This window comes from Cryobacterium arcticum (genome assembly GCF_003185895.1).
Taxonomy (GTDB): Bacteria; Actinomycetota; Actinomycetes; order Actinomycetales; family Microbacteriaceae; genus Cryobacterium; species Cryobacterium arcticum.
This window is the reverse complement of record NZ_QHLY01000012.1, coordinates 1,445,499-1,468,857: the sequence shown is the minus strand read 5'-3', so window position 1 is coordinate 1,468,857 and position 23,359 is coordinate 1,445,499. Positions and strand designations below refer to the sequence as shown.

The 23,359-nt window shown below is 68.9% G+C and carries 17 protein-coding genes; 9 read left to right on the top strand and 8 right to left on the bottom strand.

Translation table 11 applies throughout. The features are described from left to right. Positions 1 to 34: 34 nt before the first annotated feature. Positions 35 to 454 (top strand): hypothetical protein, encoded by a 420-nt coding sequence (locus CTB96_RS16575; protein ID WP_110127904.1) that lies wholly within the window; start codon positions 35 to 37, stop codon positions 452 to 454. 11 nt (positions 455 to 465) lie between these two features. Here CTB96_RS16575 and CTB96_RS16570 read toward each other — a convergent pair whose 3' ends face one another. Together CTB96_RS16570 and CTB96_RS16565 are read right to left on the bottom strand one after the other, a co-directional pair. Then, positions 466 to 984, bottom strand: coding sequence for a putative immunity protein (locus tag CTB96_RS16570; protein ID WP_110127903.1), 519 nt, complete (start codon positions 982 to 984; stop codon positions 466 to 468). Beyond that, positions 959 to 1,957, bottom strand: coding sequence for a DUF6578 domain-containing protein (locus CTB96_RS16565; protein WP_110127902.1), 999 nt, complete (start codon positions 1,955 to 1,957; stop codon positions 959 to 961). The genes CTB96_RS16570 and CTB96_RS16565 overlap by 26 nt, the downstream gene beginning before the upstream one ends. A gap of 256 nt (positions 1,958 to 2,213) precedes the next feature. On the opposite strand from CTB96_RS16565, the gene CTB96_RS16560 reads away from it, so the two are divergent. The 3 genes from CTB96_RS16560 to CTB96_RS16550 are packed head-to-tail and all read left to right on the top strand — an operon-like array spanning position 2,214 to position 5,509. After that, positions 2,214 to 4,394 carry an elongation factor G-like protein EF-G2 gene (locus CTB96_RS16560; RefSeq protein ID WP_110127901.1) on the top strand — a complete coding sequence of 727 codons (2,181 nt, stop codon included), beginning with the start codon at positions 2,214 to 2,216 and terminating at the stop codon, positions 4,392 to 4,394. 31 nt (positions 4,395 to 4,425) lie between these two features. Then, positions 4,426 to 5,019 (top strand): dihydrofolate reductase family protein, encoded by a 594-nt coding sequence (locus tag CTB96_RS16555; protein WP_110127900.1) that lies wholly within the window; start codon positions 4,426 to 4,428, stop codon positions 5,017 to 5,019. A 25-nt stretch (positions 5,020 to 5,044) separates the two neighbouring features. Further along, positions 5,045 to 5,509: an NUDIX hydrolase gene (locus CTB96_RS16550; protein ID WP_110127899.1), complete on the top strand. Its 465-nt coding sequence runs from the start codon at positions 5,045 to 5,047 to the stop codon at positions 5,507 to 5,509. Between the two features lie 118 nt (positions 5,510 to 5,627). On the opposite strand, the gene CTB96_RS16545 is transcribed toward CTB96_RS16550, so the two are convergent. Together CTB96_RS16545 and CTB96_RS16540 are read right to left on the bottom strand one after the other, a co-directional pair. Next, positions 5,628 to 8,936: a sensor domain-containing protein gene (locus CTB96_RS16545; protein ID WP_110127898.1), complete on the bottom strand. Its 3,309-nt coding sequence runs from the start codon at positions 8,934 to 8,936 to the stop codon at positions 5,628 to 5,630. Positions 8,937 to 9,036: 100 nt separating this feature from the next. After that, complete coding sequence (locus CTB96_RS16540; protein WP_181397313.1) at positions 9,037 to 12,324, bottom strand: EAL domain-containing protein; 3,288 nt, start codon at positions 12,322 to 12,324, stop codon at positions 9,037 to 9,039. Positions 12,325 to 12,764: 440 nt separating this feature from the next. Here CTB96_RS16540 and CTB96_RS16535 point away from each other — a divergent pair, with 440 nt between their 5' ends. The 4 genes from CTB96_RS16535 (at position 12,765) to CTB96_RS16520 (ending at position 18,281) form a co-directional block, all read left to right on the top strand. Continuing rightward, positions 12,765 to 13,832 carry an extracellular solute-binding protein gene (locus CTB96_RS16535; RefSeq protein WP_248283414.1) on the top strand — a complete coding sequence of 356 codons (1,068 nt, stop codon included), beginning with the start codon at positions 12,765 to 12,767 and terminating at the stop codon, positions 13,830 to 13,832. A gap of 22 nt (positions 13,833 to 13,854) precedes the next feature. Beyond that, a complete protein-coding gene (locus tag CTB96_RS16530) occupies positions 13,855 to 14,865 on the top strand; it encodes an ABC transporter ATP-binding protein (RefSeq protein WP_110127896.1) in 1,011 nt (336 codons plus the stop codon). An 8-nt stretch (positions 14,866 to 14,873) separates the two neighbouring features. Beyond that, entirely contained in the window at positions 14,874 to 16,691 is a 1,818-nt protein-coding gene (locus tag CTB96_RS16525) for an ABC transporter permease (protein WP_110127895.1), read from the top strand. 117 nt (positions 16,692 to 16,808) lie between these two features. Continuing rightward, a complete protein-coding gene (locus tag CTB96_RS16520) occupies positions 16,809 to 18,281 on the top strand; it encodes a peptide MFS transporter (protein WP_110127894.1) in 1,473 nt (490 codons plus the stop codon). Here CTB96_RS16520 and CTB96_RS16515 read toward each other — a convergent pair. Continuing rightward, the gene (locus CTB96_RS16515; RefSeq protein WP_181397312.1) at positions 18,278 to 21,559 is read right to left on the bottom strand and encodes a sensor domain-containing protein; all 3,282 of its coding nucleotides are present in this window, start codon (positions 21,557 to 21,559) and stop codon (positions 18,278 to 18,280) included. The genes CTB96_RS16520 and CTB96_RS16515 overlap by 4 nt on opposite strands. A 162-nt stretch (positions 21,560 to 21,721) precedes the next feature. On the opposite strand from CTB96_RS16515, the gene CTB96_RS16510 reads away from it, so the two are divergent. Continuing rightward, the gene (locus CTB96_RS16510; protein ID WP_110127892.1) at positions 21,722 to 22,426 is read left to right on the top strand and encodes a hemerythrin domain-containing protein; all 705 of its coding nucleotides are present in this window, start codon (positions 21,722 to 21,724) and stop codon (positions 22,424 to 22,426) included. Here CTB96_RS16510 and CTB96_RS16505 read toward each other — a convergent pair. Genes CTB96_RS16505 through CTB96_RS20610 form a run of 3 tightly spaced genes read right to left on the bottom strand, consistent with a single transcriptional unit; the run spans position 22,423 to position 23,118 of the window. Continuing rightward, a complete protein-coding gene (locus CTB96_RS16505; protein WP_110127891.1) occupies positions 22,423 to 22,674 on the bottom strand; it encodes a hypothetical protein in 252 nt (83 codons plus the stop codon). The genes CTB96_RS16510 and CTB96_RS16505 overlap by 4 nt on opposite strands. A 58-nt stretch (positions 22,675 to 22,732) precedes the next feature. Next, the gene (locus tag CTB96_RS16500) at positions 22,733 to 22,963 is read right to left on the bottom strand and encodes a hypothetical protein (RefSeq protein ID WP_146215840.1); all 231 of its coding nucleotides are present in this window, start codon (positions 22,961 to 22,963) and stop codon (positions 22,733 to 22,735) included. Then, positions 22,960 to 23,118 (bottom strand): hypothetical protein, encoded by a 159-nt coding sequence (locus tag CTB96_RS20610; RefSeq protein WP_181397311.1) that lies wholly within the window; start codon positions 23,116 to 23,118, stop codon positions 22,960 to 22,962. Before CTB96_RS20610 ends, CTB96_RS16500 begins: the two co-directional genes overlap by 4 nt. Positions 23,119 to 23,359: the final 241 nt, after the last annotated feature.

Sequence of the window (23,359 nt, the reverse complement as noted above, 5' to 3'; positions counted from 1 at the left end):
CGAGGATCGACCGCCGCGCCCCTAGGCTCTCCCCATGGGGAACCCGACTCGCTGCTACCGCGCCGCAGCCGTACTGATGATCGTGCACGGCGGCCTCATGGAGGTCGGCGTCTTCCTGGCGGTGTTCCCGCTCCTGGCGCTCGGCGTCGATTTCGGCACGGTGGGGCAGTACTTCTCGTTCAACGTGCCGTTCTTTCAGGAGAACCTCGTGGAGATGATGGTGCTCAGTGGCGTGTTCGGGGTGACGCGTATCATCGGCGCTGTCGGGGTGCTGCGCAATCGGCTCTGGGGTCTGGCGCTCTCGGTCATCAACTGTGTCGTCACGATGGCGTTGATGGTCTTCATGCTGCCGGCCGGCATCGTCGACGGGCTGCTGGCCTGCTCCGCGCTCGTGCTGCTGCTGACGTCGTACTTCGGCACGCGGCCACTCTCGCCGCCGACGGGCCGTGCGTAGAGCGGCAGCCTTCAGTCGTCGAAGACGTTCCAGCAGATGGCGCTGCGAGCCTGCTGGTCGTCGAGAACGAGGGCCCGGATGCCGACGGGCAGTTGTGCCCGTTGCCAATCTCGCTCGGCCACCCGAACGTGCTCGGCCCGATCAGGCGGCACCGCCGCCGCTGCCGCGCGGATCGCATACGCCGCTGCGCCCAGGTCGTGGGCGGCAACATGAGCCACCGCCACCGCCTGGCCGGCCGACAGGGCGGCGAACCTGGCCGGATCCGGCAGGCCCCGGGCCGCAGCGTTCGCCGTGAACGCCGTCTGGTGGGCGACCCGCATGGGCACCTCCCCACGGATCCACGCCCGGCCGATGGCGAGTGCGTCTCGCGGGCGGGTGTCGCCGGGTTGCTCGTCTTCGAACAGGTGCAGCACGTGTTCGGTGCAGATTGCGGCCCATTCGGCGAGCATCCGGTGGTGGTCGTCGGTCAGCGTGCCGCCGCGCCGCACGGTGATCAGGCGAGGATCACGCTCTTTCGGGAGGATCGGCATGATCCATTCCTAGCACCCGTGCGCGGCGGGTCGCGGTTCGGACGCTCGGCCCGGCACCGGGCTCGGTCTCCGCCCAGGGCTGGTAGCGGTGTTCGCCCCGTTGGAGGCGCGCCCACAGCTGGCGGGGCATGGCGAAGAACCCGTCGGCCGCGAACGGCTCGAACTGCACCGTTGCCGTCCAGCTGCGGCCATCCGCGGCGTGCGCTTCGGTGTCCAGACGGTGCGGGGATTCGGGCGGTCTGACATGTTCCTCGACGCGGCCGTGGGCCGCGGCGTCGAGAAGCTCCCGCACGATGGCGACGTTGTCGACGGATGCCGGGAGGCGCCAAACGCCGTCTCCGACCTGCACGCTGATGACGTCCCCGGCTTCCGAATCCTGTCGTGCCCAGTACACGGCCGCGGCATCGACCCGGAGCGGCCGCACGGTCATCGCCGATAGGTCCGTGGCGCGCCGGATCTCGGCCACATCGGCATAGGAACGCTGCACTTCGTCGGCGAGGCTCTCGAGGAGCTCTCCAACCTCGTCGGTCATCCGTTCGCGACGGCGTTCGGCCGTGCGAGCCTCGAACTCCCGTTCCTCGATCTCCGCGGCACTCTGCCGGTATGCCGGCAGGGCGCTGCCGTCGGCGACGTCGAGCAGCACCCGGTATTCGCTGACCTCAACCAGGGCAGGCTCCTGCACCGAATCGAGCGGGTGCACAGTCGGCGCTGAACGGTCCGCTGTGTAGCTGTGCGCCTCGCCGGGAGTCGGAATGGCGGGATAGCTGACTCCGGTGATCGACGTCACCGTGCCCGTGACGGCCAGGCGCGGCACATCCTCGGCTGCCTGGTCATGCTGATCATCGAAGAACCGGGGAACGGAGCCCGCCTGGGGTTGGGCGGCGATCAGCTGCCAGCTTGCCTCGCCGCCGACCCGAAACGGTACGCCGCAGCACTGTTGGGCCCACTCGTCGATGACAACCTCGATCTGCATGGCCCCAGCCTACGGATCGGGGCGCAGGAATCGCGGTGCGCGGGTACGGCGCCGATTCGCGCGTGGCGCGCCACCCGCGAACCGGCGCCTTGCCCGCGCACCTGCGGTGGCCGGTGGTCTCACCCGCGCTCGCCTTCGCCCGCGCACCTCCGTGGGCCGGTGGTCGCACCCGCGCCCTTGCCGTCGGCCGCGGTCTGGGGTCAAATCGGTTACACACGGTGCGGGAAAGTCGAGACGATGACGTCGGGAGCTGCTCATGTCGGGAAAAGGCACACAGGACTCGTCGAGAGGGTCCGGCCGCGGCGGCATTGACCTGCGCCGGGCCGGGGGATCCTCGGTGTCGGTGGCGCTCGAGCCGGAGAAGATCCGCAACGTGGCCCTGGTCGGCCGGTCCGGCGGCGGTAAAACCCTGCTCACCGAAGCCCTGCTCGCGGCCACCGGGGCGATCACCCGCATGGGCTCGATCGAGGCCGGCAGCACCGTGAGCGACTCCGACCCGTCCGAGATCCACCAGCAACGCTCCGTCACCCTCTCCGTGCTGCCACTGGAGGTCGGCGACTACAAGGTCAACCTGCTCGACACCCCGGGCTTCGCCGATTTTGTCGGCGACCTGCGCGCCGGGTTGCGGGCGGCGGATGCGGCCCTGTTCGTGGTCTCCGCGGTAGACGGCGTCGACGACGCCACCACCGCGCTCTGGGCGGAGTGCGAGCGGATCGGCTTGCCCCGCGCGGTAGTGATCAGCCGGATCGATCATCCGCGGGCGAGCTACGAGCCGGTGCTGGCCGCGTGCCAGGAGGCTTTCGGTCCGGCGGTGCTGCCCTTGTACGAACCGATCCGCACGGCCGGGGCGATCACCGGGGTGGTAGGCCTGCTCTCCGGCAACGTCTCCGACTACAGCGCCGGCGCGGGCGACCCCAGCCAGCGCCCGGCCATCACGGCCGAGCGCACCGCGTCGGAGGCCGCCCGGGCCGCGCTGATCGAGGGGATCATCGCCGAGAGCGAAGACGAAACGCTGATGGACCGCTATCTCGCCGGCGACGAGATCGCCCCGGCAACGCTCATCGCCGACCTGGAGATCGCGGTGGCCCGCGGATCGTTCTATCCCGTGCTCGCGACATCCGCCGAAACCGGGGTGGGCCTCACCGAGCTGATCGAGATGCTCACCCGGGGGTTCCCGTCGCCGGTCGAACGGGCGGGGCCCACCGTGACCGACCTGACCGGCCGAACGCTCGGGCCGCTGGCCTGCGACCCGGACGGGCCGTTGGTGGGCGAGGTGGTGCGCACCACCATCGACTCGTTCCTCGGCCGGGTCTGCCTGGTGCGGCTCTTCTCCGGCACGCTGCGCGAGGATTCCGTCGTGCACATCGGCGGTCGCGGGCTCACCGACCGGGGCCATCAGGACCACGACAGCGACGACCGGGTCACCCACCTGCAATCCCCGCTCGGGTCGACCCTTCGGCCGGTGCGGCTGTGCATCGCCGGCGACATCTGCGCGCTCACCCGGCTGACGGATGCGGAGACCGGCGACACCGTCTCCGACCGCGAGTCGCCGGTGCTAGTGCAGCCCTGGGAGATGCCGGAGCCGCTGATGCCGGTGGCGGTGCAGGGCGCGGCGCACGGTGACGAAGACGCGCTCGCCAAGAATCTCGGCAAGGTCGCCGCCGTCGACCCGACCCTGCGGGTGGAGCGCAACCCCGAGACCCACCAGCTGGTGCTGTGGTGCATGGGCGAGGCGCACGCCGAGGTAGTGCTGGACCGGCTGCGCGGCCAGGGCGTGAAACTGCAGACCGTCGACGTGATCACCCCGCTGCGGGAGACGTTCGCCAGACCGGCCAGCGCCCGCGGCCGGTACGTCAAACAGTCCGGCGGGCACGGCCAGTTCGGCATCTGCGAGATCGAGGTCGAACCGCTCGACCGCGGCGCCGGGTTCGAGTTCGTGAACAAGGTGGTCGGCGGCGCGGTGCCCGGCCACTACGTCGGCTCGGTGGAGAAGGGTGTGCGGGCGCAGATGCAGCGCGGCGTCTCGGCCGGGTTCCCGGTGGTGGACATCCGGGTCACCCTGGTCGGCGGCAAGGCGCACAGCGTCGATTCGTCGGATGCCGCGTTCCAGGCCGCCGGAGCGCTGGCGTTGCGGGAGGCCGCCGCGGCCAGCACCATCCAGCTGCTCGAACCGGTCTCGGCCGTGACAATCACCGTGCCTGACAGTTACGTTGGCACAGTGATGACCGACCTTTCCACCCGTCGTGGCCACCTCACCGGCACCGCGGCGGTCGGCGAGGAGCACAGCGAGGTGACCGCCGAGATGCCGGATGCCGAACTGCTGCGGTACGCCATCGACCTCCGAGCCCTCACCGCCGGCAGCGGCCGGTTCGCCCGCACCTACCTGCGGCACGAACCGGTGCCGGCCACTGTGGCGGCCACGGCCACGCATGCCTGAACGGCCCGCCTCTGCGGCAAGGAGCCACCGAATGACCCGAGTGACCTGCGACATCACGGTGTCAACCGACGGCTTCGCGGCCGGCCCGAACCAGAGCCTGGCGACTCCGCTCGGCGAGGGCGGCGAACGGCTGCACCGCTGGATGTTCGAGCAACCCGACGAGAACGCTGCAGAGGTCGCGGCGATCCTGGATGCCGGCGCCTACATCATGGGCCGCAACATGTTCGGGCCCGGCCGCGGCGACTGGGACGCCGACTGGACCGGCTGGTGGGGTGACGATCCGCCCTATCACGCGGCGGTGTTCGTGCTCACGCACTACCCGCGCGAACCGCTGCCGATGGCGGGCGGCACCACTTTCCACTTCGTTACCGACGGCATCCACTTCGCCCTGGAACAGGCGCGGGCCGCCGCGGGGCAGAAGTCCGTGGCGATCGCCGGCGGAGCCTCCACGGTGCGGCAGTACCTGTCGGCCGGGCTGATCGACGAGCTGCGGCTGCACATTGCACCCATCGAACTGGGGGCGGGGGAGCCGGTGCTACCGGGGCTGCCGAACCTGAACCTGAAGCAGGTCGGTTCCCGCCAGAACGACCTGGTCACCCACGTCACCTACCGGCACACGACATGACCGGCCGGCCGGCCCGGGTGCGCTGATGGCAGTGCAGAGCGCGGGCATCCTGCTGTATCGGCATACGGATGCCGGGCTCGAGGTCTGGATCGCACACATGGGCGGACCGTTCTGGGCGCGCAAGGATGCCGCGGCCTGGTCCATTCCCAAAGGGGAATACGACCTCAGCGAAGACCCGTTTGTCGCTGCCCGGCGGGAGTTCCAGGAGGAGATCGGAGTGCCGGCACCCGACGCCGACTACACCGAGCTGGGCCAATTCCGGCAACCGTCGGGAAAGCTGGTCACGGTGTTCGCCGCAGAGACCGGGTTCGAGGTGGAGCGGGTGCTGAGCAATACCTTCACGGTGGAGTGGCCGCGGGGGTCGGGCCAGGTACAGGAGTTTCCGGAGATCGATGATGCCCGCTGGGTGGGGATCGACCAGGCCCAGGTGAAACTCGTGAAGGGGCAGCTGCCGATGCTCGACGCACTGATGGCCCGGCTGGGGTCCTAGGGGCAGGGGGTACGCGGGTGAGGCGCCGATTCGCGGGTGGCGCGCCTCGCGCGAAACGGCGCCTCACCTGCGCAGCTCTGGTTCTGACGGCGCTCGAGGCGTCGCTCGGGCCGGAGGGTCAGGCGGGCCAGGGCGCCGGCCGGCCGAAGAGGTAGCCCTGGCCGTGGGACCAGCCCTGCCCGCGGAGGGCCTCGGCCTGCGCTTCGGTCTCGACGCCTTCGGCCACGCCGGCGAGGCCGAGATGGGACACCAGCCCGGCCAGACCCGCGGCCAGGGCGTGCGCCCCGCGGCCGTCCTCGCTGAGCGGGTCGCCGAGGTCGGCAACAAAACTGGCGTCGAGTTTGAGGCCGGTCACGGGCAGGTCCCGCAGCAGGGAGATCGAGGAGAACCCGGTGCCGAAATCGTCGACGTGCAGGCCCACGCCGAGGTCGCGCACCGCCACCAGATTGGCCACGGTGACGGTGCCCAGCGCCAGCACCGCGGTCTCGGTGACCTCCACCACCAGCCGGGCCGGGTCCACCCCGTGACGCTCCACGGTAGCGGTGAACAGCTGCGCCCAATCGTCGCGAGCCAATTCGACGGCCGACACGTTCACGCTGATCGTGCCCGGCGCATCCGGATGGCCCGCCAGCACGGTGCAGACCTGGGCGAGCACGGCCCGGCCGATGCCGAGGATGAGCCCGGACTCCTCGGCGACCGGCAGGAACTCCGCCGGCGAGACCAGTCCGCGCTGGGGGTGCTGCCACCGCACCAGCGCCTCGTGACCCACCACGGCACGATCGGCCAGCGTCACTACCGGTTGGTAGTGCACCACGAAGTCGCCCGCGGCGAGCGAGGTGCGGATCTCGTCTTCCAAGGTGAGCCGGGTCATCGCCTGGGAGTGCATGGTGGCGTCGAAGAACTGCCAGCGCGCCCGACCCGACTTCTTGGCCCGGAACAGGGCGGAGTCGGTGTCCCGCAGCAGGCTCGCCGCAGTGGATTCCGGGGTAGACAGGGCGATGCCGATCGACACCGTCGGCACGATCCGGTGCCCGTGGATGGTCAGCTCGGTGCCCAGGGTCGCGGCGATCGTCGCGGCAACCCGTTCCACCTCATCGGGGCTGGTCACGTGCGGCACGACCACGACGAACTCGTCGCCGCCGAACCGGCCCACCCGGTCCTGCGGTCGCATGGCCGCCATCATCCGTTCGGCGATCTCGGTGAGCACCTCGTCGCCGGCGACGTGCCCGAGGGAGTCGTTGATGAGTTTGAAGTTGTCGAGGTCGATGAACAGCACCCCGACCGCGCCCTGGGTGCGGTGCGCGTCGGAGATGTCCGACTCGAGCGCGTTGAGGATCCAGGCCCGGTTGGGCATACCGGTCAGCCGGTCGTTGAACGCCTGGAAACGCAGTTCCTCCCGCGCGTCGTGCTCGGCCGTCACGTCTTCGAGCTGCACGACCAGCCGCGTCGGCGCGCCGGCGGCGTCCCGGATCACCGAGGCGGACCGACGGGCCCAGATCACAGTGCCGTCGGCCCGGATCAGCCGCATCTCGATGATCGGCGGGGTGCCCCCGGGTTCGAGGGTGCGTCGGCGCGCGTCCTGCAGGCCGGGCAGGTCGTCGGGGTGCACGAGGTCGTCGGTGCTGCGGGTCAGCAACCAGGCCTCGTCGCGCTGCAGGATGCGGCAGAGCGCCGCGTTGACCACCTGGATGCGCCCGATGGGGTCGCAGAGGATCATGCCCGTCGATGAGGAGGTGAGTACCGCGCGGAACATCTTCTCCGACGCCTCGAGCGCCTGGCGGGCCAGGGTCTCCTCGTGCACGTCCCGCACCGACACCACCCGGGCGACCAGCGTGGTGTCGGCGTCGCGCACCTCGCGGATGGACGCTGACACCCATCGGTACTGGCCGTCCTTGCGCCGCAACCGGAACGGGGCGAGGAGCAGGAGGCCGTCGACGAAATCGTCCCGGGTGGTCATCAGCTCGGACAGATCGTCGGGATGCACCAGCTCCATGGGGGTCCGCAGCACGAGCTCATCGGGCCGCCAGCCCAGCAGCTCCTCGGCGGAGGGGGAAACCCAGACCAGCCTGTCGTCCTGGTCGACCATCACGACCACGTCGGAGGCGTTCTCGGCCAGCAGCCGGTAGCGCTGGTGGGATTCGTGCTCGGCCCGCTGGGCGAGGTGCTGGCTGGTCACATCGCGCAGGTGCACGGATGCGCCGCGGCCGAGCGGGGACACCCGCACGTCGTACCAGCGGTCCCGGCCGGAAGCTGTGGAGTGCACACCGTCGAGACGTTGCGGCAGGGCGCTGGCGACGACCTGCGCGCAGAGCGCCGCGAGGTGCTCGGCGATCGCGACCGGCCACGGCGCGAACAACGACTCGCCCAGCAGTTGCTCCCGCGGTATCCGAAGGAACTCGCAGGCGGCGGGGTTGGCCTCGGTGACGATGAAGTCGGCGGCCATACCGTGCTCGCCCGGCTGGCTGGCCACGACCACATACGGGTCGGCCAGGCTGTCGAGCGATGCCCGGAGCAGAGCGCGTTCGGCGTCGGCGGCATCCTCGGCCTGCACCAGCGCGTCGATGCTGGTGAATCCGTGCACCCCGCCGGTGATAGTGCCGTTGGGCGCGAAGAGGGGGCTGGAGGAGAGGAAGAACCAGCGATAGCCGCCGTCGGCGCAGAGCAACCGGCAGCGGCCCTGGGTGCGCTGGCCGGTCTGGATGCCCTGCAGCAGGGCGCGCGACTTGGCGGTGTCGTCGGGGTGCTCGAACCCGCCCGGCCCGTGCCCGATGAGCGTGGTCATCGGCCACCCGGTGGCGGCGGTGACCGACGGTGACACCCACTCGATGGTGCCGTCCAGGGTGGTGCGCAGCACGAAGTCGGTGACGTTGCCGGCCAGGTCGCGATAGCTCGCGAGCACGCGGTCGGTGGCGGCGCGGCCCCGCGCGGTGTCGGTCACATCCGTGAACATCACGATGCCGGCGATGGTCGTGCCGGCGGCATCCACGGCCACGGCAGTGCTGGCGCTCAGCCAAGCCAGTGCGTCGGCTTCGCCCGACGACCCGGGCAGGGCGAGGCCGATCAGGCGCGTCTCGATCGGGCGGTTGGTGGCCAGGGTCTCGGCGCTGGGCCGCCGGTCGAGCGCGACCGGGAGGCCGTGCTCGTCGATGGGTTGCCACCGGGCGTCGTCGAGGGTGCTCTGGATCAGCGCCGGCCAGCTCGTGTGCAGCAGCCGGGCGGCGGCGGGGTTGGCCCCGATCACGGTGCCGTCGAGCGCCCGGATCACCACCCCGGTGCCGGCTTCAACCGGCGGCACCTGGTCGGCCAGCCCGGCCGAGGCTCCGTGCGGCCAGCGGATGTCGGCATCCGGGTCTATGATTCGGGGCGCTAGCTCGGTCGCGGAATCGTCGGCTGCGGGATCGTTGTCAATGGTCGATCCCACTGCCATGGTGCCCCTGCCTGCGAGCCGGGTGGATCGCGAATGTCCTCGAATAGTAGCGGACAGCCACGACCGAGAACCGAGGCTCGCGCCGGAGGCCCGCAGCGGGTCAGCCCTGCCTGGCCGGCCAGGCGGGCCACGGGGCGGGCGGACCGAACAGGTAGCCCTGCCCGTGCAGCCAGCCCTGCCGGTTGAGCGCGTCGGCCTGCGCCTCGGTCTCGATGCCCTCGGCCACGCCGGTGAGACCGAGGTGGGCCACCAGACCGGCCAGTCCGCCGGCCAGGTTCGCCGCGCCGCGCACGCCGTCATCGAGACCGGTCACAAAACTGGCGTCGAGCTTGAGGCCGGACACCGGCAGGTCGCGCAGGAGCGCGATCGACGAGAAGCCGGTGCCGAAGTCGTCAACGTGCAGGCCCACGCCCAGGTCACGCACCGCCACCAGGCCACGAATGGTGTCGGGGCTGAGGGAGAGCACCGCGGTCTCGGTCACCTCGACCACCAGACGACTCGGATCGACACCGTGCCGTTCGACCGTGGCGATGAACCCGTCGGCCCAGCCGTCGCGGCCGAGCTCAACGGCGGAGACGTTCACGCTGATCGTGCCGCCGGCATCCGGGTTCGCGGCCAGCGCTGTGCACACCCGTTCGAGTACGGCCCGGCCGATGCCCACCACCAGGCCGGAGTCCTCGGCGATCGGCAGGAACTCCGCCGGCGAAAGCAGCCCGCGGCGGGGGTGCTGCCAGCGCACCAGCGCCTCGTGGCCCACCACGGTGCGGTCGGCCAGCGCCACCACCGGTTGGTAGTGCGCCACGAAATCGCCGGCGAGCAGCGAGGTGCGAATCTCATCTTCCAGGGTGAGCCGGTTCATCGCCTGGGAGTGCATGGTGGCGTCGAAGAGTTGCCACCGGGCCCGGCCTGACCGTTTGGCGCGGAACAGCGCGGAGTCGGTGTCCCGCAGCAGGCTGGCGGCGGTGGACTCGGTCGTCGACAGGGCAATGCCGATCGACACTGTGGGCACGATGCGGTGGCCGTGCACGGTGAGTTCGGGGGCGAGCGCGCGTGCGATCCGGTCGGCCACCCGCTCCACCACCTTGGGGTCGGATGCGTCGGGGATCACCACCACGAACTCGTCGCCGCCGAACCGGCCCACCCGGTCTTGCGGCCGCATGGCGCCCATCATGCGTTCGGCGATCTCGGTGAGCACCTCGTCGCCGGCCGCATGCCCGAGCGAGTCGTTCACCAGCTTGAAGTTGTCCAGGTCGATGAACAGCACGCCCACCACGCCGTGGGAGGTTTGGGCATGGGCCAGATCGACCTCCAGGGAGTTGAGGATCCACGCCCGATTGTGCATGCCGGTGAGCCGGTCGTTGTACGCCTGGAAGAGTAGCTCCTGCCGGGCCTCGTGCTCCGTGGTCACATCTTCGAGCTGCACCACCAGTCGTTCCGGAGCCGCCGTGGAGTTGTGGATCACCGATGATGACCGTCGCGCCCAGATGATCGTGCCGTCCGAGCGGAGCAGCCGCAGCTCGGTGACCGCCGGCGAGAGGTTCCCGAGGGTCTGACCGGGCGTCTGATCGAGCAGCAGTCGGTCGTCGGAGTGCACAAAGTCCCTGGTGAGCCGGCCGAGCAGCCAGTCCTCGTCGCGCTGCAGCATACGGCAGAGGGCGTCGTTGACCAGCTGGATGCGCCCGGTGAAGTCGCAGAGCATCATGCCGGTCGATGACGACGTCAGCACCGCGCGGAACATCTCTTCCGACGCTTCGAGGGCCCGGCCGGCGAGGGTTTCGTCGTGCACATCGCGCAGCGACACGATCCGGCCGACAATACTGCCGTCGCTCTGCACCTCGCGGGTCGCCGCAGACATCCAGCGGTATGAACCGTTCTTGTGCCGCACCCGGAACGGGGGCAGCTGCACCAGGCCGTCGGAGACTGCATCCCGGTCGACGAGCAGGTCGGCGAGGTCATCCGGGTGCACCAGGTCGGTCGGCGCGCGCCGGGCGATCTCGTCCGGGCTCCAGCCCAGGGCATCCTGCGCGGAGGGGGAGACCCACTCACATCTGTTGTCGGCACCGATCATCACGACGACGTCTGAAGCGTTCTCGGCGAGCAGCCGATACCGCTGCTCCGAGTCGTGCACGGCCTGCACGGCCAGGTGCCGGCCGGTCACGTCGCGCAGCCAGACCGACACCCCCTCGCCGACCGGGCAGACCCTGAAGTCGAACCAGCGTTCCCGGTCGGCCTCCCGGGAAGGGAAGCCGTCGAGGGTCTGCGCGACACCGCTGCCCAGCACCTCGGCGCAGAGCGCGGTCAGACGGTCGGCGATGGCCACTGGTGCCGACTGGAACAGGGAGCTGCCGATGATGTCCGCGCGCGTCATCCGCTGGAAGTCGCAGGCGGCAGGGTTGGCCTCGGTGACCCGGAAATCGACGATGGCGCCGTGTTCGTCGCGCTGGGCGGCGACGACCAGGTACGGGTCGGCGAGACTGTCGAGCGAGGCCCGCAGAATGGCCCGCTCGGCGTTGGCCGCACGTTCGGCGTCGACGAGGGCGCCGATGCTGGTGAACCCGTGCACGGCGCCGGTGACGGTGCGGGTCGGCGTGAGGATGGGTCCGGACGACCGGAAGAACCAGCGGTAGCTTCCGTCGGCGCAGCGCACCTGGCACCGGGTGGAATGCCGCTCGCCGGCCCGCATGCTCGCGCTGGTCTCGGCGATCTTCGACGCGTCTTCCGGATGCCAGAATTCGAGGATCGAGTGCCCGAGCACGGTGTCGAGCTGCCACCCGGTGGCCGCCGTCACCGACGGTGACACCCACTGCACGGTGCCGGTCAGGTCGGTGCGCACCACAAAGTCGGTGACGTTGTCGGCCAGGTCCCGGTACCCGGCGAAGACCTGGTTGGCCGCGGCCCGCCCGCGGGGGCTGTCGGTGAGGTCGTCGAACAGGTTCACCACCGCCTGCGGCTCTCCGGTGGCCGTGCTGACCAGGAAGGACGTGATGGCGATCCAGGCCAGGCGGTCCACGGCCGTTGCAACTCCGGGCAGCGACAGGCCGACGAGCAGGTCGTCGACGCGGCGGCCCGTCTGCAGGGTCTGCACCGCGGGATGCCGATCGGCCGAGATGGGCACTCCCCGCTCGTCGATGGGATTCCAGTGCGGATCGCCTGGCGGGCAGAGCAACAGCTGGCCCCAGCTGAGCTGCAGCATTCGTCCGGCCGCCGCGTTGCCCCCGATTACTCGACCCTCTGGGTCGCGCACGATCACACCGACACCAGCGCTCACAACGGGCAGCTGGGCCGCCAGGCCCGGCGGGATCGCACCCGCCCAGCGAATATCGGCCGGCGGCTCCAGACTCGAGGCCTCCTGGGCGCCGAGGCCGTCCACCGTCGCTCCGACTGCCATCGCGCCCCCGCCTGCGAGCCGATCGGACCGCCAATGTGGATCAATACTGGCATAAACCATCGCCCGTATGACACCCGAAGTGGGGGTGCAATGGCCAGTCTGGCACGTTGTCCTCCTTTCGGAGGACATACAGGCGCCGATAGCTGCCCTAGCGTGGATAAACGGACTTCTTTTGGGGGAGAGACACCATGGGCAGAGTCGCTCGCATGACATCCGCGTCGGGCCGCACGACGAGGCGCCGCCGGTCAGGACGACCCGGGCCTCGGCCCGCCGGCAGCAGAGAATCATCGGTGTACGGCAGGCAAACGCGAGGCGAACAGTCCCTCGAATGGTCGGGAGCCCGATTCGCCCCGGCCTAGCGTGAAAGCACCATTGTCGAGACGAGATCCGGCCGGTGAGCGCCTCCGGCGCTTTCGCGGTCCGAAACCAGGGGGAAAAAATTGAACAAGCGCATCCGTTTCACGGCCATCATGGCCACCGCACTGCTGGGCACCGGAGCACTGGCATCCTGCGCCACGGCCGACGCCGGCTCCGGGGGCGATGATGCCGGCGGCACTCTCATCGTCTACACCAACTCCAACGGCGACGGCCGCGGCGAGTGGGTCACGGCCCAGGCCAAGGAGGCCGGCATCGACATCGAGATCGTGGGCCTGGGCGGCGCCGACCTGGCGAACCGCATCGTGGCCGAGAAGAACAACCCGGTAGGCGATGTGGTGTTCGGCCTGAACAATATGTTCTTCGAGACCCTTAAAGAGGAAGACGCCGTCACCGCCTACGAGCCGGCCTGGGCCGGCGAGGTCGACCAGGAATCCGGCGACCCGGAGGACGGCGTGTTCTGGCCGTTGGTGGAACAGGCGATCGTCACGGTCTACGACACCAACACGATCCCAGCCGCCGACGCCCCCACCGAGGTCGCCGATCTGTGGGAGGACGCCGCCTACGACGGCCGCTACGAAGTGAACACCGCCCTCGGCCAGGCCACCCCGCAGCTGGTGCTCGCCGGCCTCCTCGCGCCCTACCTCGACGACGACGGCGACCTCGGCGTCTCAGACAAGGGCTGGGAGCAGGTGGAGGAGTACTTCGCGCACGGCTCGCCCGCCGAGGAGGGAACCGACCTGTACGCCCGCATGACCCGTGGCGACGTGGACTTCGGCGTGCTGCCCTCCAGCGGCATCACCGCCCGTGATGCCGAGTACGGCACCAAGACCGGCGTGATCAGCCCGGCGGATGGTGTGCCGTACGTGACCGAGCAGATCGCCGTGATCGCCGGCACTCCGCGGGAGACCGCTGCCGAGGAGTTCATCGACTGGTTCGGCAGCGCAGAGACCCAGGGCGCGTTTGCGGCCGAGTTCGCGTCGTACCCGGTGAACGAGAAGGCTCGCGCCGAGGCGCTGCCCGAGGTCGTCGAGCTGATCGAGTCGCTGCCCAAGCAGGACATCGACTACTCGCTTACCCGCGAGAACATCGGTGCCTGGGTGGAAAAGACCGAGCTCGAGTACCTGCCGTAACCAACCCCGGGATAGCGACATCATGATCAAGTTCGAGAACATCGAAGTCACCTTCGGCGAGCACGTGGCCATTCCGCAGCTGGACCTCGAGGTCGGGCAGGGTGAGTTCTTCACCCTGCTCGGGCCCTCCGGCTGCGGCAAAACCACGGCGCTGCGCACCCTGGCCGGGTTCATCGAGCCCAGCCGAGGGTCGATCTACATCGACGGCAAGGATGCGACCCGGCTGCCCAGTGAGAAGCGCAGCGTGGGCATGGTGTTCCAGAACTACGCCCTGTTCCCGAGCATGAGCGTGCGGGAGAACATCGCATTCGGCCTCAAGGTGCGAAAGACCAATCGTGCCGAGACCGACCGGCTGGTCGACGAGATCGCCGCGCAGGTGGAACTCACCCAGGAGCAGCTGGCCAAGAACGTCTCCGAACTCTCCGGCGGCCAGCAGCAACGGGTGGCCATCGCCCGGGCGCTGGTGCTCAAACCCCGCATCCTGCTCCTGGACGAACCGCTCTCCAACCTTGACGCCAAGCTGCGGGTGCAGTTGCGGGAACAGCTCAAGAACCTGCAGCGCGAACTGGGCATCACCACGGTCTACGTCACCCACGACCAGGAGGAAGCCCTGACCATGAGCGACCGGATCGCCGTGTTCAACCACGGCGTGGTCGAACAGGTGGGCACGCCGGAGGAGATCTACAACCGTTCAGCCACCGAGTTCGTCGCCACCTTCGTGGGCGCCACCAATCGGCTCTCCGGTGAATTCCTGCAGCACCTGCGCGGCTCCGGCGGTGAGTTCCTCTCCGCCGGCAAGAACTCGTACTTGCGCCTGGAGAAGGTGGGCCTGCAACCGCCGGCGCGCGGCGCATCCATCCGGCTGGATGGCGTGATCGCCGACCGGGTCTACCAGGGCTCGCACAGCACCTACACGATCGACAGCAACGGCAGCCGGCTGCGCGCGCTGGTGCCAGAGAACGGGGCGCTGCCGCTCGCGCCGGGTGTCCGGGCGCAGCTCTACATCGACCCGTCGTCGATCCTGCAGTACTAGGACACCGGATGCGCAACTCTTCCTGGCGGGGCATGCTCCGCTCACCCCTGGTCGTCATCGTGCTCGTCGTGTTGGTCTGGTTCGTGGCCACCTTCCTTGTGCTGCCCAACGCCACCCTGCTGATCAGCACGTTCTTTCCCGACGGCCGATTCAGCTTCCGGGCGCTGGAGAAGCTGGTCAGCTCCGAGCGGGCGCTGAACAGCCTCTGGCACAGCTTCGCCCTGGCCGCGACGCTCGCGGTGACGGTGAACGTGGTGGGCATCTTCATCGTGCTGGTCACCGACTACTTCAAGATCCGCGGCTCCCGGGTGCTCTGGCTCGGTTACGCCACCACCCTGATCTACGGCGGCATCGTGCTGGCCGCCGGGTACAACTTCATCTACGGCAAGTACGGTTTCATCACCAACGCCGTGCGCAACGTCTTCCCCGACATCGATCCGAACTGGTTCTCCGGCTACTTCGCGGTGGTGGTCGTGATGACCCTCGCCACCACCACCAACCACATGCTCTTCCTCGGTTCGTCGCTGGCGAAGATCGACTACCAGACCATCGAAGCGGCCCGCAACATGGGCGCGTCCACCCTCACCATCCTCTGGCGCATCGTGCTGCCGGCGCTTAGGCCGATGATCTTCGCGGTCACCGTGCTCACCTTCCTCACCGGGCTGGGCGCACTGACCGCCCCGCTGGTGCTCGGCGGCACGGACTTCCAGACCATCGCACCGATGATTCTCACCTTCTCCAAGAGCAGCGGCTCCCGCGACCTGGCCGCGCTGCTGGCGATCATCCTGGGCCTGGCCACGATCGTGCTGCTGGCCATGATGAACCGGGTCGAGAAGAGCGGCGTGTACTTCTCGGTGGCCAAGGTGGCCACCCCGCTGCAGAAGCAGCGCATCCGCAATCCACTCGCCAACGTGCTGGTGCACGTGGCAGCATACGTTCTGTTCGTGATCTACGCCCTGCCGGTGTTATTGATCGTGCTGTTCTCGTTCCTCGAGTCCACCGCGATCAGCACCGGCACCATCACCTGGGATGCCTTCACCCTGGCCAACTACGCCACCGTGTTCGGCACCCCCGCGGTGCTGAAACCGTTCGTGGTGAGCGTGGTCTACAGCGCCCTGGCGTCGCTGATCGTGGTGCTGGGCATGCTGTTCGTGGCGAGGGTGTTCCAGAAACACCGCAACCCCGTCACGTCGCTGCTGGAGTACCTGCTGCACATCCCGTGGATTCTGCCGACGATCCTGATCGCGCTGGCTCTGGTGATGACCTTCGACCGGCCCAACCCGCTGATCGGCGGGCAGGTGCTCACCGGCACCACCATGCTGCTGCTGGTGGCGTACGTGATCATCAAGATCCCGTTCACCCTGCGGCTGCTCAAGGCCGCGTTCGCATCGGTGCCCGAATCTCTCGAGGATGCCGCGCGCATCCTGGGTGCCGGCCCGCTGTTCACCCTGCGCACGGTGCTGGTGCCGCTGGTTCTGCCCACCGCCGCGGCGATCACGGCGCTCAACTTCAACAGCCTGCTGGATGACTACGACGCCGCCGTGTTCCTCTACCACCCGCTCTACGAGCCTCTGGGCCTGGCGATCCGGGCGAGCACCGAGGGCGAGAACAACCTCGATGCCATGTCGATCACCTTCGTGTACACGGTGCTGCTGATGATCATCATGGGCTTCACCATGTGGCTGGTCTACGGGCGCGGCAGAGCGAGCAGCACCCGCCGCCGCACCCCGAGGCTGGGTGCCGGAGCGGCGGCCGCCGGCGCTGTCACCGGGTCGGCGGCCGCGGCCGAGGTCGCGCCGGTGCGGGTGCCAGTGCCACCAGCGTGAATGCACGCTCCGGCGTAAGTGCAGGCACCGGCGCAGGTGCAGGGTAGCGGATGCCGCACGGCCCGGAAGTCCCAATTCGGGTGCCCTCTGCGCGGACCCCGAGAGTATCGTCGAAGAATGACCAGTATCGCTGAGCACGATTCGGACACTCCTCAGGACGACCACCGATTCTTCGGTCAACCTCGGGCTCTGGCCAGCATTTTCGGCGTGGAGATGTGGGAGCGCTTCTCGTTCTACGGGATGCAGGGCATCCTGCTGCTCTATTTGTACTACTCGGCGGCAGAGGGCGGCCTGGGCATTCCGCAGGCCACGGCGGCGGGAATCGTCGGTGCCTACGGCGGCGCGGTGTACCTCTCCACGATCCTGGGCGCCTGGATCGCCGACCGGCTGGCCGGCTCCGAACGGGTGCTCTACGTCAGCGCGTTCATCATCATGTTCGGTCACATCGGCCTGGCGCTGATCCCAGGTGTCGCCGGTGTGATCGTCGGTCTGATCCTGATCGCGTTCGGCAGCGGCGGCCTCAAGGCCAACGCCACCTCGGTGGTCGGAACCCTGTACCGCAAGGAAGACCCCCGCCGCGACGCCGGGTTCTCCCTCTTCTACCTCGGCATCAACCTGGGCGCGTTCTTCGGCCCGATCCTCACCGGGCTGCTGCAGTCCACCGTCGGCTTCCACTACGGCTTCGGCCTGGCTGCCGTGGGCATGGCGATCGGCCTGATCCAGTACTCGTTCGGGCGCAAGCGCCTGCCCGACATCTCCCGCGAGGTTCCCGACCCGCTGCCGCGCAGCCGCTACCTGCCCTACGCGCTGATCGCCGCGGCGTTCATCCTGCTCATCGTGGTGTTGGTGCTCACCGGAGTCATCACCGCCACCAACCTCGTCACCATCGTGATCGGGGTCACGATCGTGGCTTCCGTGACCTACTTCATCGTGATCCTGGGCAACAAGCACATCTCCACGGTGGAGCGGAAGCGCGTGTATGCGTTCATCCCGCTGTTCATCGCGAGCGTGGCGTTCTGGTCTCTCTATCAACAGCAGTTCACCGTCGTGACGATCTACTCCGACCTGCGGCTGGATCGCAGCCTGTTCGGCTGGGAGATGCCGGTGTCGTGGGTGCAGTCGATCAACCCGGTGTTCATCATCGTGTTGTCGGGCGTGTTCGCCGCGATCTGGACCAAGTGGGGTGCGAAGCAACCGTCGACACCGGTGAAGTTCGCCTTCGGCACCGGCATCATGGGCCTGGCATTCCTGCTCTTCCTGCCGTTCGCCGGCGGTGCGGCGAACTCCACCCCGCTGCTGGCGATGGTCGGCATCCTGCTCATCTTCACCGTCGCCGAGCTGTTGCTCTCGCCAGTGGGGCTGTCGGTTTCCACCAAACTCGCCCCCGACCTGTTCAAGACCCAGATGGTCGCCCTGTTCTTCCTCTCGGTCGCGCTCGGAACCGCCATTTCCGGGCTGCTCGCCGAGTGGTACGCCACCGCGCCTGAGCAGTTGTACTTCGGCGTGCTCGGCGGCATCGCCATCGTGCTCGGTGTCATTCTGGGGCTGTTCACCAAGCCGATCCTGCGGCTGATGGGCGGCGTGCGCTAACCGGTGCGAGAGGCCCAGGCCGCCGGACGACCGAACAGGTACCCCTGACCGTGTTGCCAGCCCTGGCGAGTGAGGGCCTCCGCCTGCACCTCGGTTTCGATGCCTTCGGCCACGCCGGTGAGCCCGAGGTGGGTGACCAGGGCGGCAAGGCCGCTGGCGAGGGTGTTGGCGTCGTGCACCCCGGCATCGAGGTTCGACACGAAGCTCGCGTCGAGCTTGAGGCCGGTCACGGGGAGGTCGCGCAGCAACGCGATGGAGGAGAACCCGGTACCGAAGTCGTCCACGTGCAGGCCGGCTCCGAGGTCACGCACCGCTCTTAGGCTGGCGATGGTGTGCGTGGTCAGCGACAGCACGGCCGTTTCGGTGACCTCCACGATGATCCGGGACGGTTCCACCCGGTACCGGCGGAGAGTGGCCAGAAACCGCTCGGACCAGTCGTCGCAGGCCAGCTCGACGGCCGAGACGTTGACACTGATCGGCCCCGGCGCATCCGGGTGCTCGGCCAGCACCGCACAGACCTGGTCGAGCACGGCTGATCCGATGCCCACGATGAGGCCGGAATCTTCGGCGATCGGGAGGAACTCCGCCGGCACCAACAGGCCGCGCTCCGGATGCTGCCAGCGCACCAGGGCCTCGTACCCCACGATGCTGCGATCGGCGAGGGCCACGATCGGCTGATAGTGCACCACGAAATCACCCTGGAGCAGCGCGGTGCGGATCTCTTCTTCGAGGATGAGCCGGGTCATCGCCTGCGAGTGCATGGTGGCGTCGAACAGTCGCCACTGTGCGCGGCCGGAACGTTTGGCGTTGGAGAGCGCGGAGTCGGTGTCACGCAGCAGGCTGGCCGAGCTGGAATCGGTTGTGGACAGGGCGATGCCGATCGACACGGTGGGCACGATGCGGTGCCCGTGGATGCTCAGCTCCGTGCCGATGGCCGTGGCGATGCTCTCGGCCATCCGCTCGACCTCGGCGGGTCCGCTGACCGCGGGGATCACCACCACGAACTCGTCGCCGCCGAACCGGGCGACCCGGTCGGTGGGGCCGAGGGATGCCCGCAAGCGCGCGGCGACCTCGATGAGCACCTCATCGCCGGCCACATGCCCGAGCGAGTCGTTGATGAGTTCGAAGTTGTCGAGGTCGATGAAGAGCACCCCGACGACAGCGTCGTGGGTCAGGGCGGCGGCGAGGTCAGTTTCGAGCTCGGCGAGGATCCAGTCCCGGTTGTGCATGCCGGTGAGCCGGTCGTTGAACGCCTGGAAGAGGAGCTGCGCGCGTGCGAGGTGTTCGTCCGTGACGTCTTCCAGCTGCACGACCAGCCGTTCTGCCGGGGAACCGGCGCTGCGGATCAGTGACGCCGTGCGGCGCGCCCAGAAAATGCTGCCGTCGGCGCGCATCAGCCGGAGCTCTGCGGCCGGCGGCCGCGGCACATCCGCGATGGTCAAGGCCCGCGCTGCGACCAGGGCCGTCTCGTCGTCGGGGTGAACGAGGTCATTGGTGAACCGACCCACCAGCCAGTCCTCGTCGCGCTGCATCAGCTGGCAGACGGCGTCGTTGACGAGCTCGATGCGCCCGCTGAAGTCGCAGATGATCACACCGTTGGCCGACGACGTCAGCACGCTCCGGAACATCTCCTCCGACCGTTGGAGGGCCTGCTGCGCGAGGGTCTCCTCGTGAACGTCGCGCACCGCGATGATCCGACCGACGAGCTCTCCGGCGTCGTCGACCACGTCACGGGTGCGGGCCGAGATCCAGCGGTACTCCCCGTTGCTGTGCTGCACCCGGAACGGTGGCAGCCGGCGCGGGGCCGCGACGGTGCCGTCCGGCTCGCCGAGCAGGCCGGCCAGGTCGTCTGGGTGCACGAACTCCGTGGATGCGCGCAGCACCAGCTGCTCCGGTGTCCAGCCCAACGCCTCCTGCAACGACGGCGACGCCCAGATCTGCTGGTCGTGCGGGTCGACCATGAGCACGATGTCAGAGGCGTTCTCGGCCAGCTGCCGGTAACGCTGCTCGGAGTCGAGCACGGCCTGGTGCGAGAGGTGCCGGCTGGTCACGTCGCGCCACACCACGGAAACGCCGTCGCCGACCGGGGCGCCGCGGAAGTCGTACCAGCGGTCCCCGCCGTCGTCCTGCGATGACAGCGCGTGGATCCCGTTGAGGTCCTGTGGCTCTGCGGTGCGGAGCACGTCGATGCACAGCGCCGTCAGGGAATCAGAGATGGCCGCGGGCATCGGGCCGAGCAGGGAACTACCCAGGATCTCGTCCCGCGTCATCCGGTGGAACACACACGCGGCGGGATTGGCCTCGGTGATGGTGAAGTCCACGATGGCGCCCCGGTCGTCATGCACTGCCTCGACGAGAACGTACGGGTCGGCCAGGCTGTCCAGCGAAGCCCGGAGGCGAGCGCGCTCGATTTCGGTCGAATTCTCGGCGTCGACGAGGGAATCAATGTCGGTGAAGCCGTGCACCACCCCGGTGACGCCGCCGGAGTGCAGAAGCTGCGGGCGGGAGGACCTGAAGAACCAGCGGTAGGAACCGTCGGCGGACCGGAAGCGGCACCGGCCCCTCGACGAATCCCCGGCAGCCAGCCGCTGGATGGCGGCTGGGTCCTGCCAGCTTTCACCCGGGTAGGAGAAGTCGGCGCCGGCCCGCCCGACGAGGGCATCCGGTCTCCAGCCGGTCGCCGCGGTCACCGCGGGCGAGGCCCACAGCACGGTGCCGTCGCGTGCGCACCGCAGCACGAAGTCGGTGATGTTGTCGGAGAGGGCGCGATAGCCGGCGAAGACGAGCCGGGTGGCGGCGCGTGCCCGGTCGGTCTCGGAAACGTCGGTGAACACCGCGATGACCGCAAGCATCCCCTCGTCATGATCGGTGGCCACGGTGGCCGAGACGCTGATCCAGTTGAGCTGCTCCGGTGCGCCGTCGTCGCCGGGCAGGGTGATGCCGAGCAGGTTATCGGTGGCTGCACGCCCCGTCGCCAGCGTCTGCATCGCGGGTTCGAGCTCGGGCGAGAGGGGCACGCCCCACTCGTCGATCGGGGCCCAGCGCTGGTCGCCGGGAGCGCGGCCGAGCAGCTGATCCCAGGTGAGGTGAAGCAGCTGCGCCGCGGCAGCGTTGGCAGCGATGACTCGGCCGTCGGGCGCCCGGTGCACCACAATGGCGGTGCCGGCCGGCACCTGCGGGAGCTGCGCGAGCAGGCCAGTTGGAATTTCGCCCAGCCAGCGCATCCCGGTCGGCGGGACGGGCGCGGCGGCGCCGGGTCGAGCTGCCCCCGTTGACATACCGCCTCCACCTGCGAGCTGATCGCACTGCTGGTCTCGCCCCATACTCGCATAGAACGTGCGGGCACCGTCAGACAGCGCGCGATGCCGCGGCGTCGCCCTTGAAGACCGGGCACCGCGCGGCTACAGTTTCAGCGCCAGTGCTGTGATGAAGGAGGCCTGATGCCTGCAACCGCGTTGCCCTCCAGCGGCGACACCCCGCAACCCGGCGGTGGCACCGCTGCCGTCAAGACCTGCGACGCCGGCGGCATGGCCGAGATCCACCGGATGTTCCGGGCCGGGTTCGGCGAATCGCCCGCCCTGGTGGGCGCCGTCGCCGGCGGTGATGCGGCACAGGCCGACCTCGTCGGCGACTATCTGTCGATGCTCTCCGTGGGGCTGCACGGCCATCACGAAGGCGAGGACACCTTGCTGTGGGGCCGGCTCGAGAGCCGGGCTCCCTCGTGCGCGGCGCACGTCGAGCGGATGAAGGCCCAGCACGCCGAGATGCTCGTGCACCTCGGCGAGCTCGACACGGCGCTGCCGCCCTGGCGGGCTACCGGGAGCACCACGGACGCCGGTTCCGTCGTTGCCGCTCTCGACGGAATCAATTCGGCCCTGGCCGTGCACCTGCCCGATGAAGAGAAGAACATCGTGCCGGTGATGGAGACCGTGCTCACTCCGAAGGACGTCGACGCCCTCGCCGAACACGGCCGCAGGTCCACGCCCAAGGGCAAGATGTTCATTCAGTTGGGCTCGATCCTTGCCGCGCAGCCGGACGGTGGCGTGGCCTGGCAGCGCGCACACCTGCCGGCCCCGGTGCGTCTGATCTGGCGGGTCGTCGGCAAGCCCCGGTATGAGAAGTACCGGGCGGCGCTGGAGGCCTAGCCGAAGGCTGTCACCAGGCCGTACAGCCCGGGGAACAGGGCGGCCACCAGGAAGGGCCAGAAGATCGTGATCGCGAGGACCACGACCACGACGACGACCACCACGATGGCCAGGATGACCGAGTAGCTCACGACGACGGCCGCCAATTGCAGACCGACCACGCCCGCGGCCTCGGGCCGCACGTCGTGCACGTCCTCGAAGATCGCGAGGCCCTCGGCTTCGACTGTCTGCTGGTCTGACGTGCTCATTGGTACCCCCGGGATGAAGACTACCGGTGTCGCTGCGGATGGTGGGCTGCGGTGATGGTCAGTCGGTCGCGGGTTTGTAGATGGGGGTGAGGGTGTTCGTCTCGCTGTCCACGAGCATCCGGGTGCACAACTCGTCCAGCGACAGCCGGGCCTGTTCGTCGGTGAGGTCGATGCGGGCCAGCTGGTAATCCTCCGGGGCCACCGGGATCGGCGTGGGGTGCTCACCGTCGTCGAGCACGGCCCCGATGATGGTTCCGGCCCGGTCGTGCACGGCGATGAGTTGCATCACGCCTCCACTTTGATGGCGGTGAAGATCAGCAGTCCGCCGTTGCCGGACGGGCGGAATTCACGACCGACCGGATCGGACACCGACACGAGGAAGTTCTCGACAAACTGCATGTCATTGTCGGAGGTGGTCCACTGCCGCTGGATCTCGACCTGCATGTTGCCCTGGTACGGGCGCACGGCGTAGCCCCAGTAATGCGCGTTGTCGCCGAGCGCCCACGACCAGATCAGCGTGCCCCTGGCCTGGTATAAGCCGTTGTGGCCCTCGTGCAGGTGCCCAGTACTGGGTGACTGTGGTCATGGCGCACACGGTACCCCCGCGTCGGGTGCGCTTCAACGGCTCACCGGCCCCGTCGGGGTGATCCGAGGTGCCGAAGTGGGCTTTCGGGGCGAGCCCGCA

What these genes read in the sequence shown, in the direction of transcription:
- CTB96_RS16560 (WP_110127901.1), top strand. Translation starts at nt 2,214, where the DNA reads ATGTCGGGAAAAGGCACACAGGACTCGTCGAGAGGGTCCGGCCGCGGC.
- CTB96_RS16505 (WP_110127891.1), bottom strand. Translation starts at nt 22,674, where the DNA reads ATGAGCACGTCAGACCAGCAGACAGTCGAAGCCGAGGGCCTCGCGATC.
- CTB96_RS16515 (WP_181397312.1), bottom strand. Translation starts at nt 21,559, where the DNA reads ATGTCAACGGGGGCAGCTCGACCCGGCGCCGCCGCGCCCGTCCCGCCG.
- CTB96_RS20610 (WP_181397311.1), bottom strand. Translation starts at nt 23,118, where the DNA reads ATGCAGGTCGAGATCCAGCGGCAGTGGACCACCTCCGACAATGACATG.
- CTB96_RS16520 (WP_110127894.1), top strand. Translation starts at nt 16,809, where the DNA reads ATGACCAGTATCGCTGAGCACGATTCGGACACTCCTCAGGACGACCAC.
- CTB96_RS16555 (WP_110127900.1), top strand. Translation starts at nt 4,426, where the DNA reads ATGACCCGAGTGACCTGCGACATCACGGTGTCAACCGACGGCTTCGCG.
- CTB96_RS16545 (WP_110127898.1), bottom strand. Translation starts at nt 8,936, where the DNA reads ATGGCAGTGGGATCGACCATTGACAACGATCCCGCAGCCGACGATTCC.
- CTB96_RS16550 (WP_110127899.1), top strand. Translation starts at nt 5,045, where the DNA reads ATGGCAGTGCAGAGCGCGGGCATCCTGCTGTATCGGCATACGGATGCC.
- CTB96_RS16525 (WP_110127895.1), top strand. Translation starts at nt 14,874, where the DNA reads ATGCGCAACTCTTCCTGGCGGGGCATGCTCCGCTCACCCCTGGTCGTC.
- CTB96_RS16530 (WP_110127896.1), top strand. Translation starts at nt 13,855, where the DNA reads ATGATCAAGTTCGAGAACATCGAAGTCACCTTCGGCGAGCACGTGGCC.
- CTB96_RS16570 (WP_110127903.1), bottom strand. Translation starts at nt 984, where the DNA reads ATGCCGATCCTCCCGAAAGAGCGTGATCCTCGCCTGATCACCGTGCGG.
- CTB96_RS16575 (WP_110127904.1), top strand. Translation starts at nt 35, where the DNA reads ATGGGGAACCCGACTCGCTGCTACCGCGCCGCAGCCGTACTGATGATC.
- CTB96_RS16565 (WP_110127902.1), bottom strand. Translation starts at nt 1,957, where the DNA reads ATGCAGATCGAGGTTGTCATCGACGAGTGGGCCCAACAGTGCTGCGGC.
- CTB96_RS16540 (WP_181397313.1), bottom strand. Translation starts at nt 12,324, where the DNA reads ATGGCAGTCGGAGCGACGGTGGACGGCCTCGGCGCCCAGGAGGCCTCG.
- CTB96_RS16510 (WP_110127892.1), top strand. Translation starts at nt 21,722, where the DNA reads ATGCCTGCAACCGCGTTGCCCTCCAGCGGCGACACCCCGCAACCCGGC.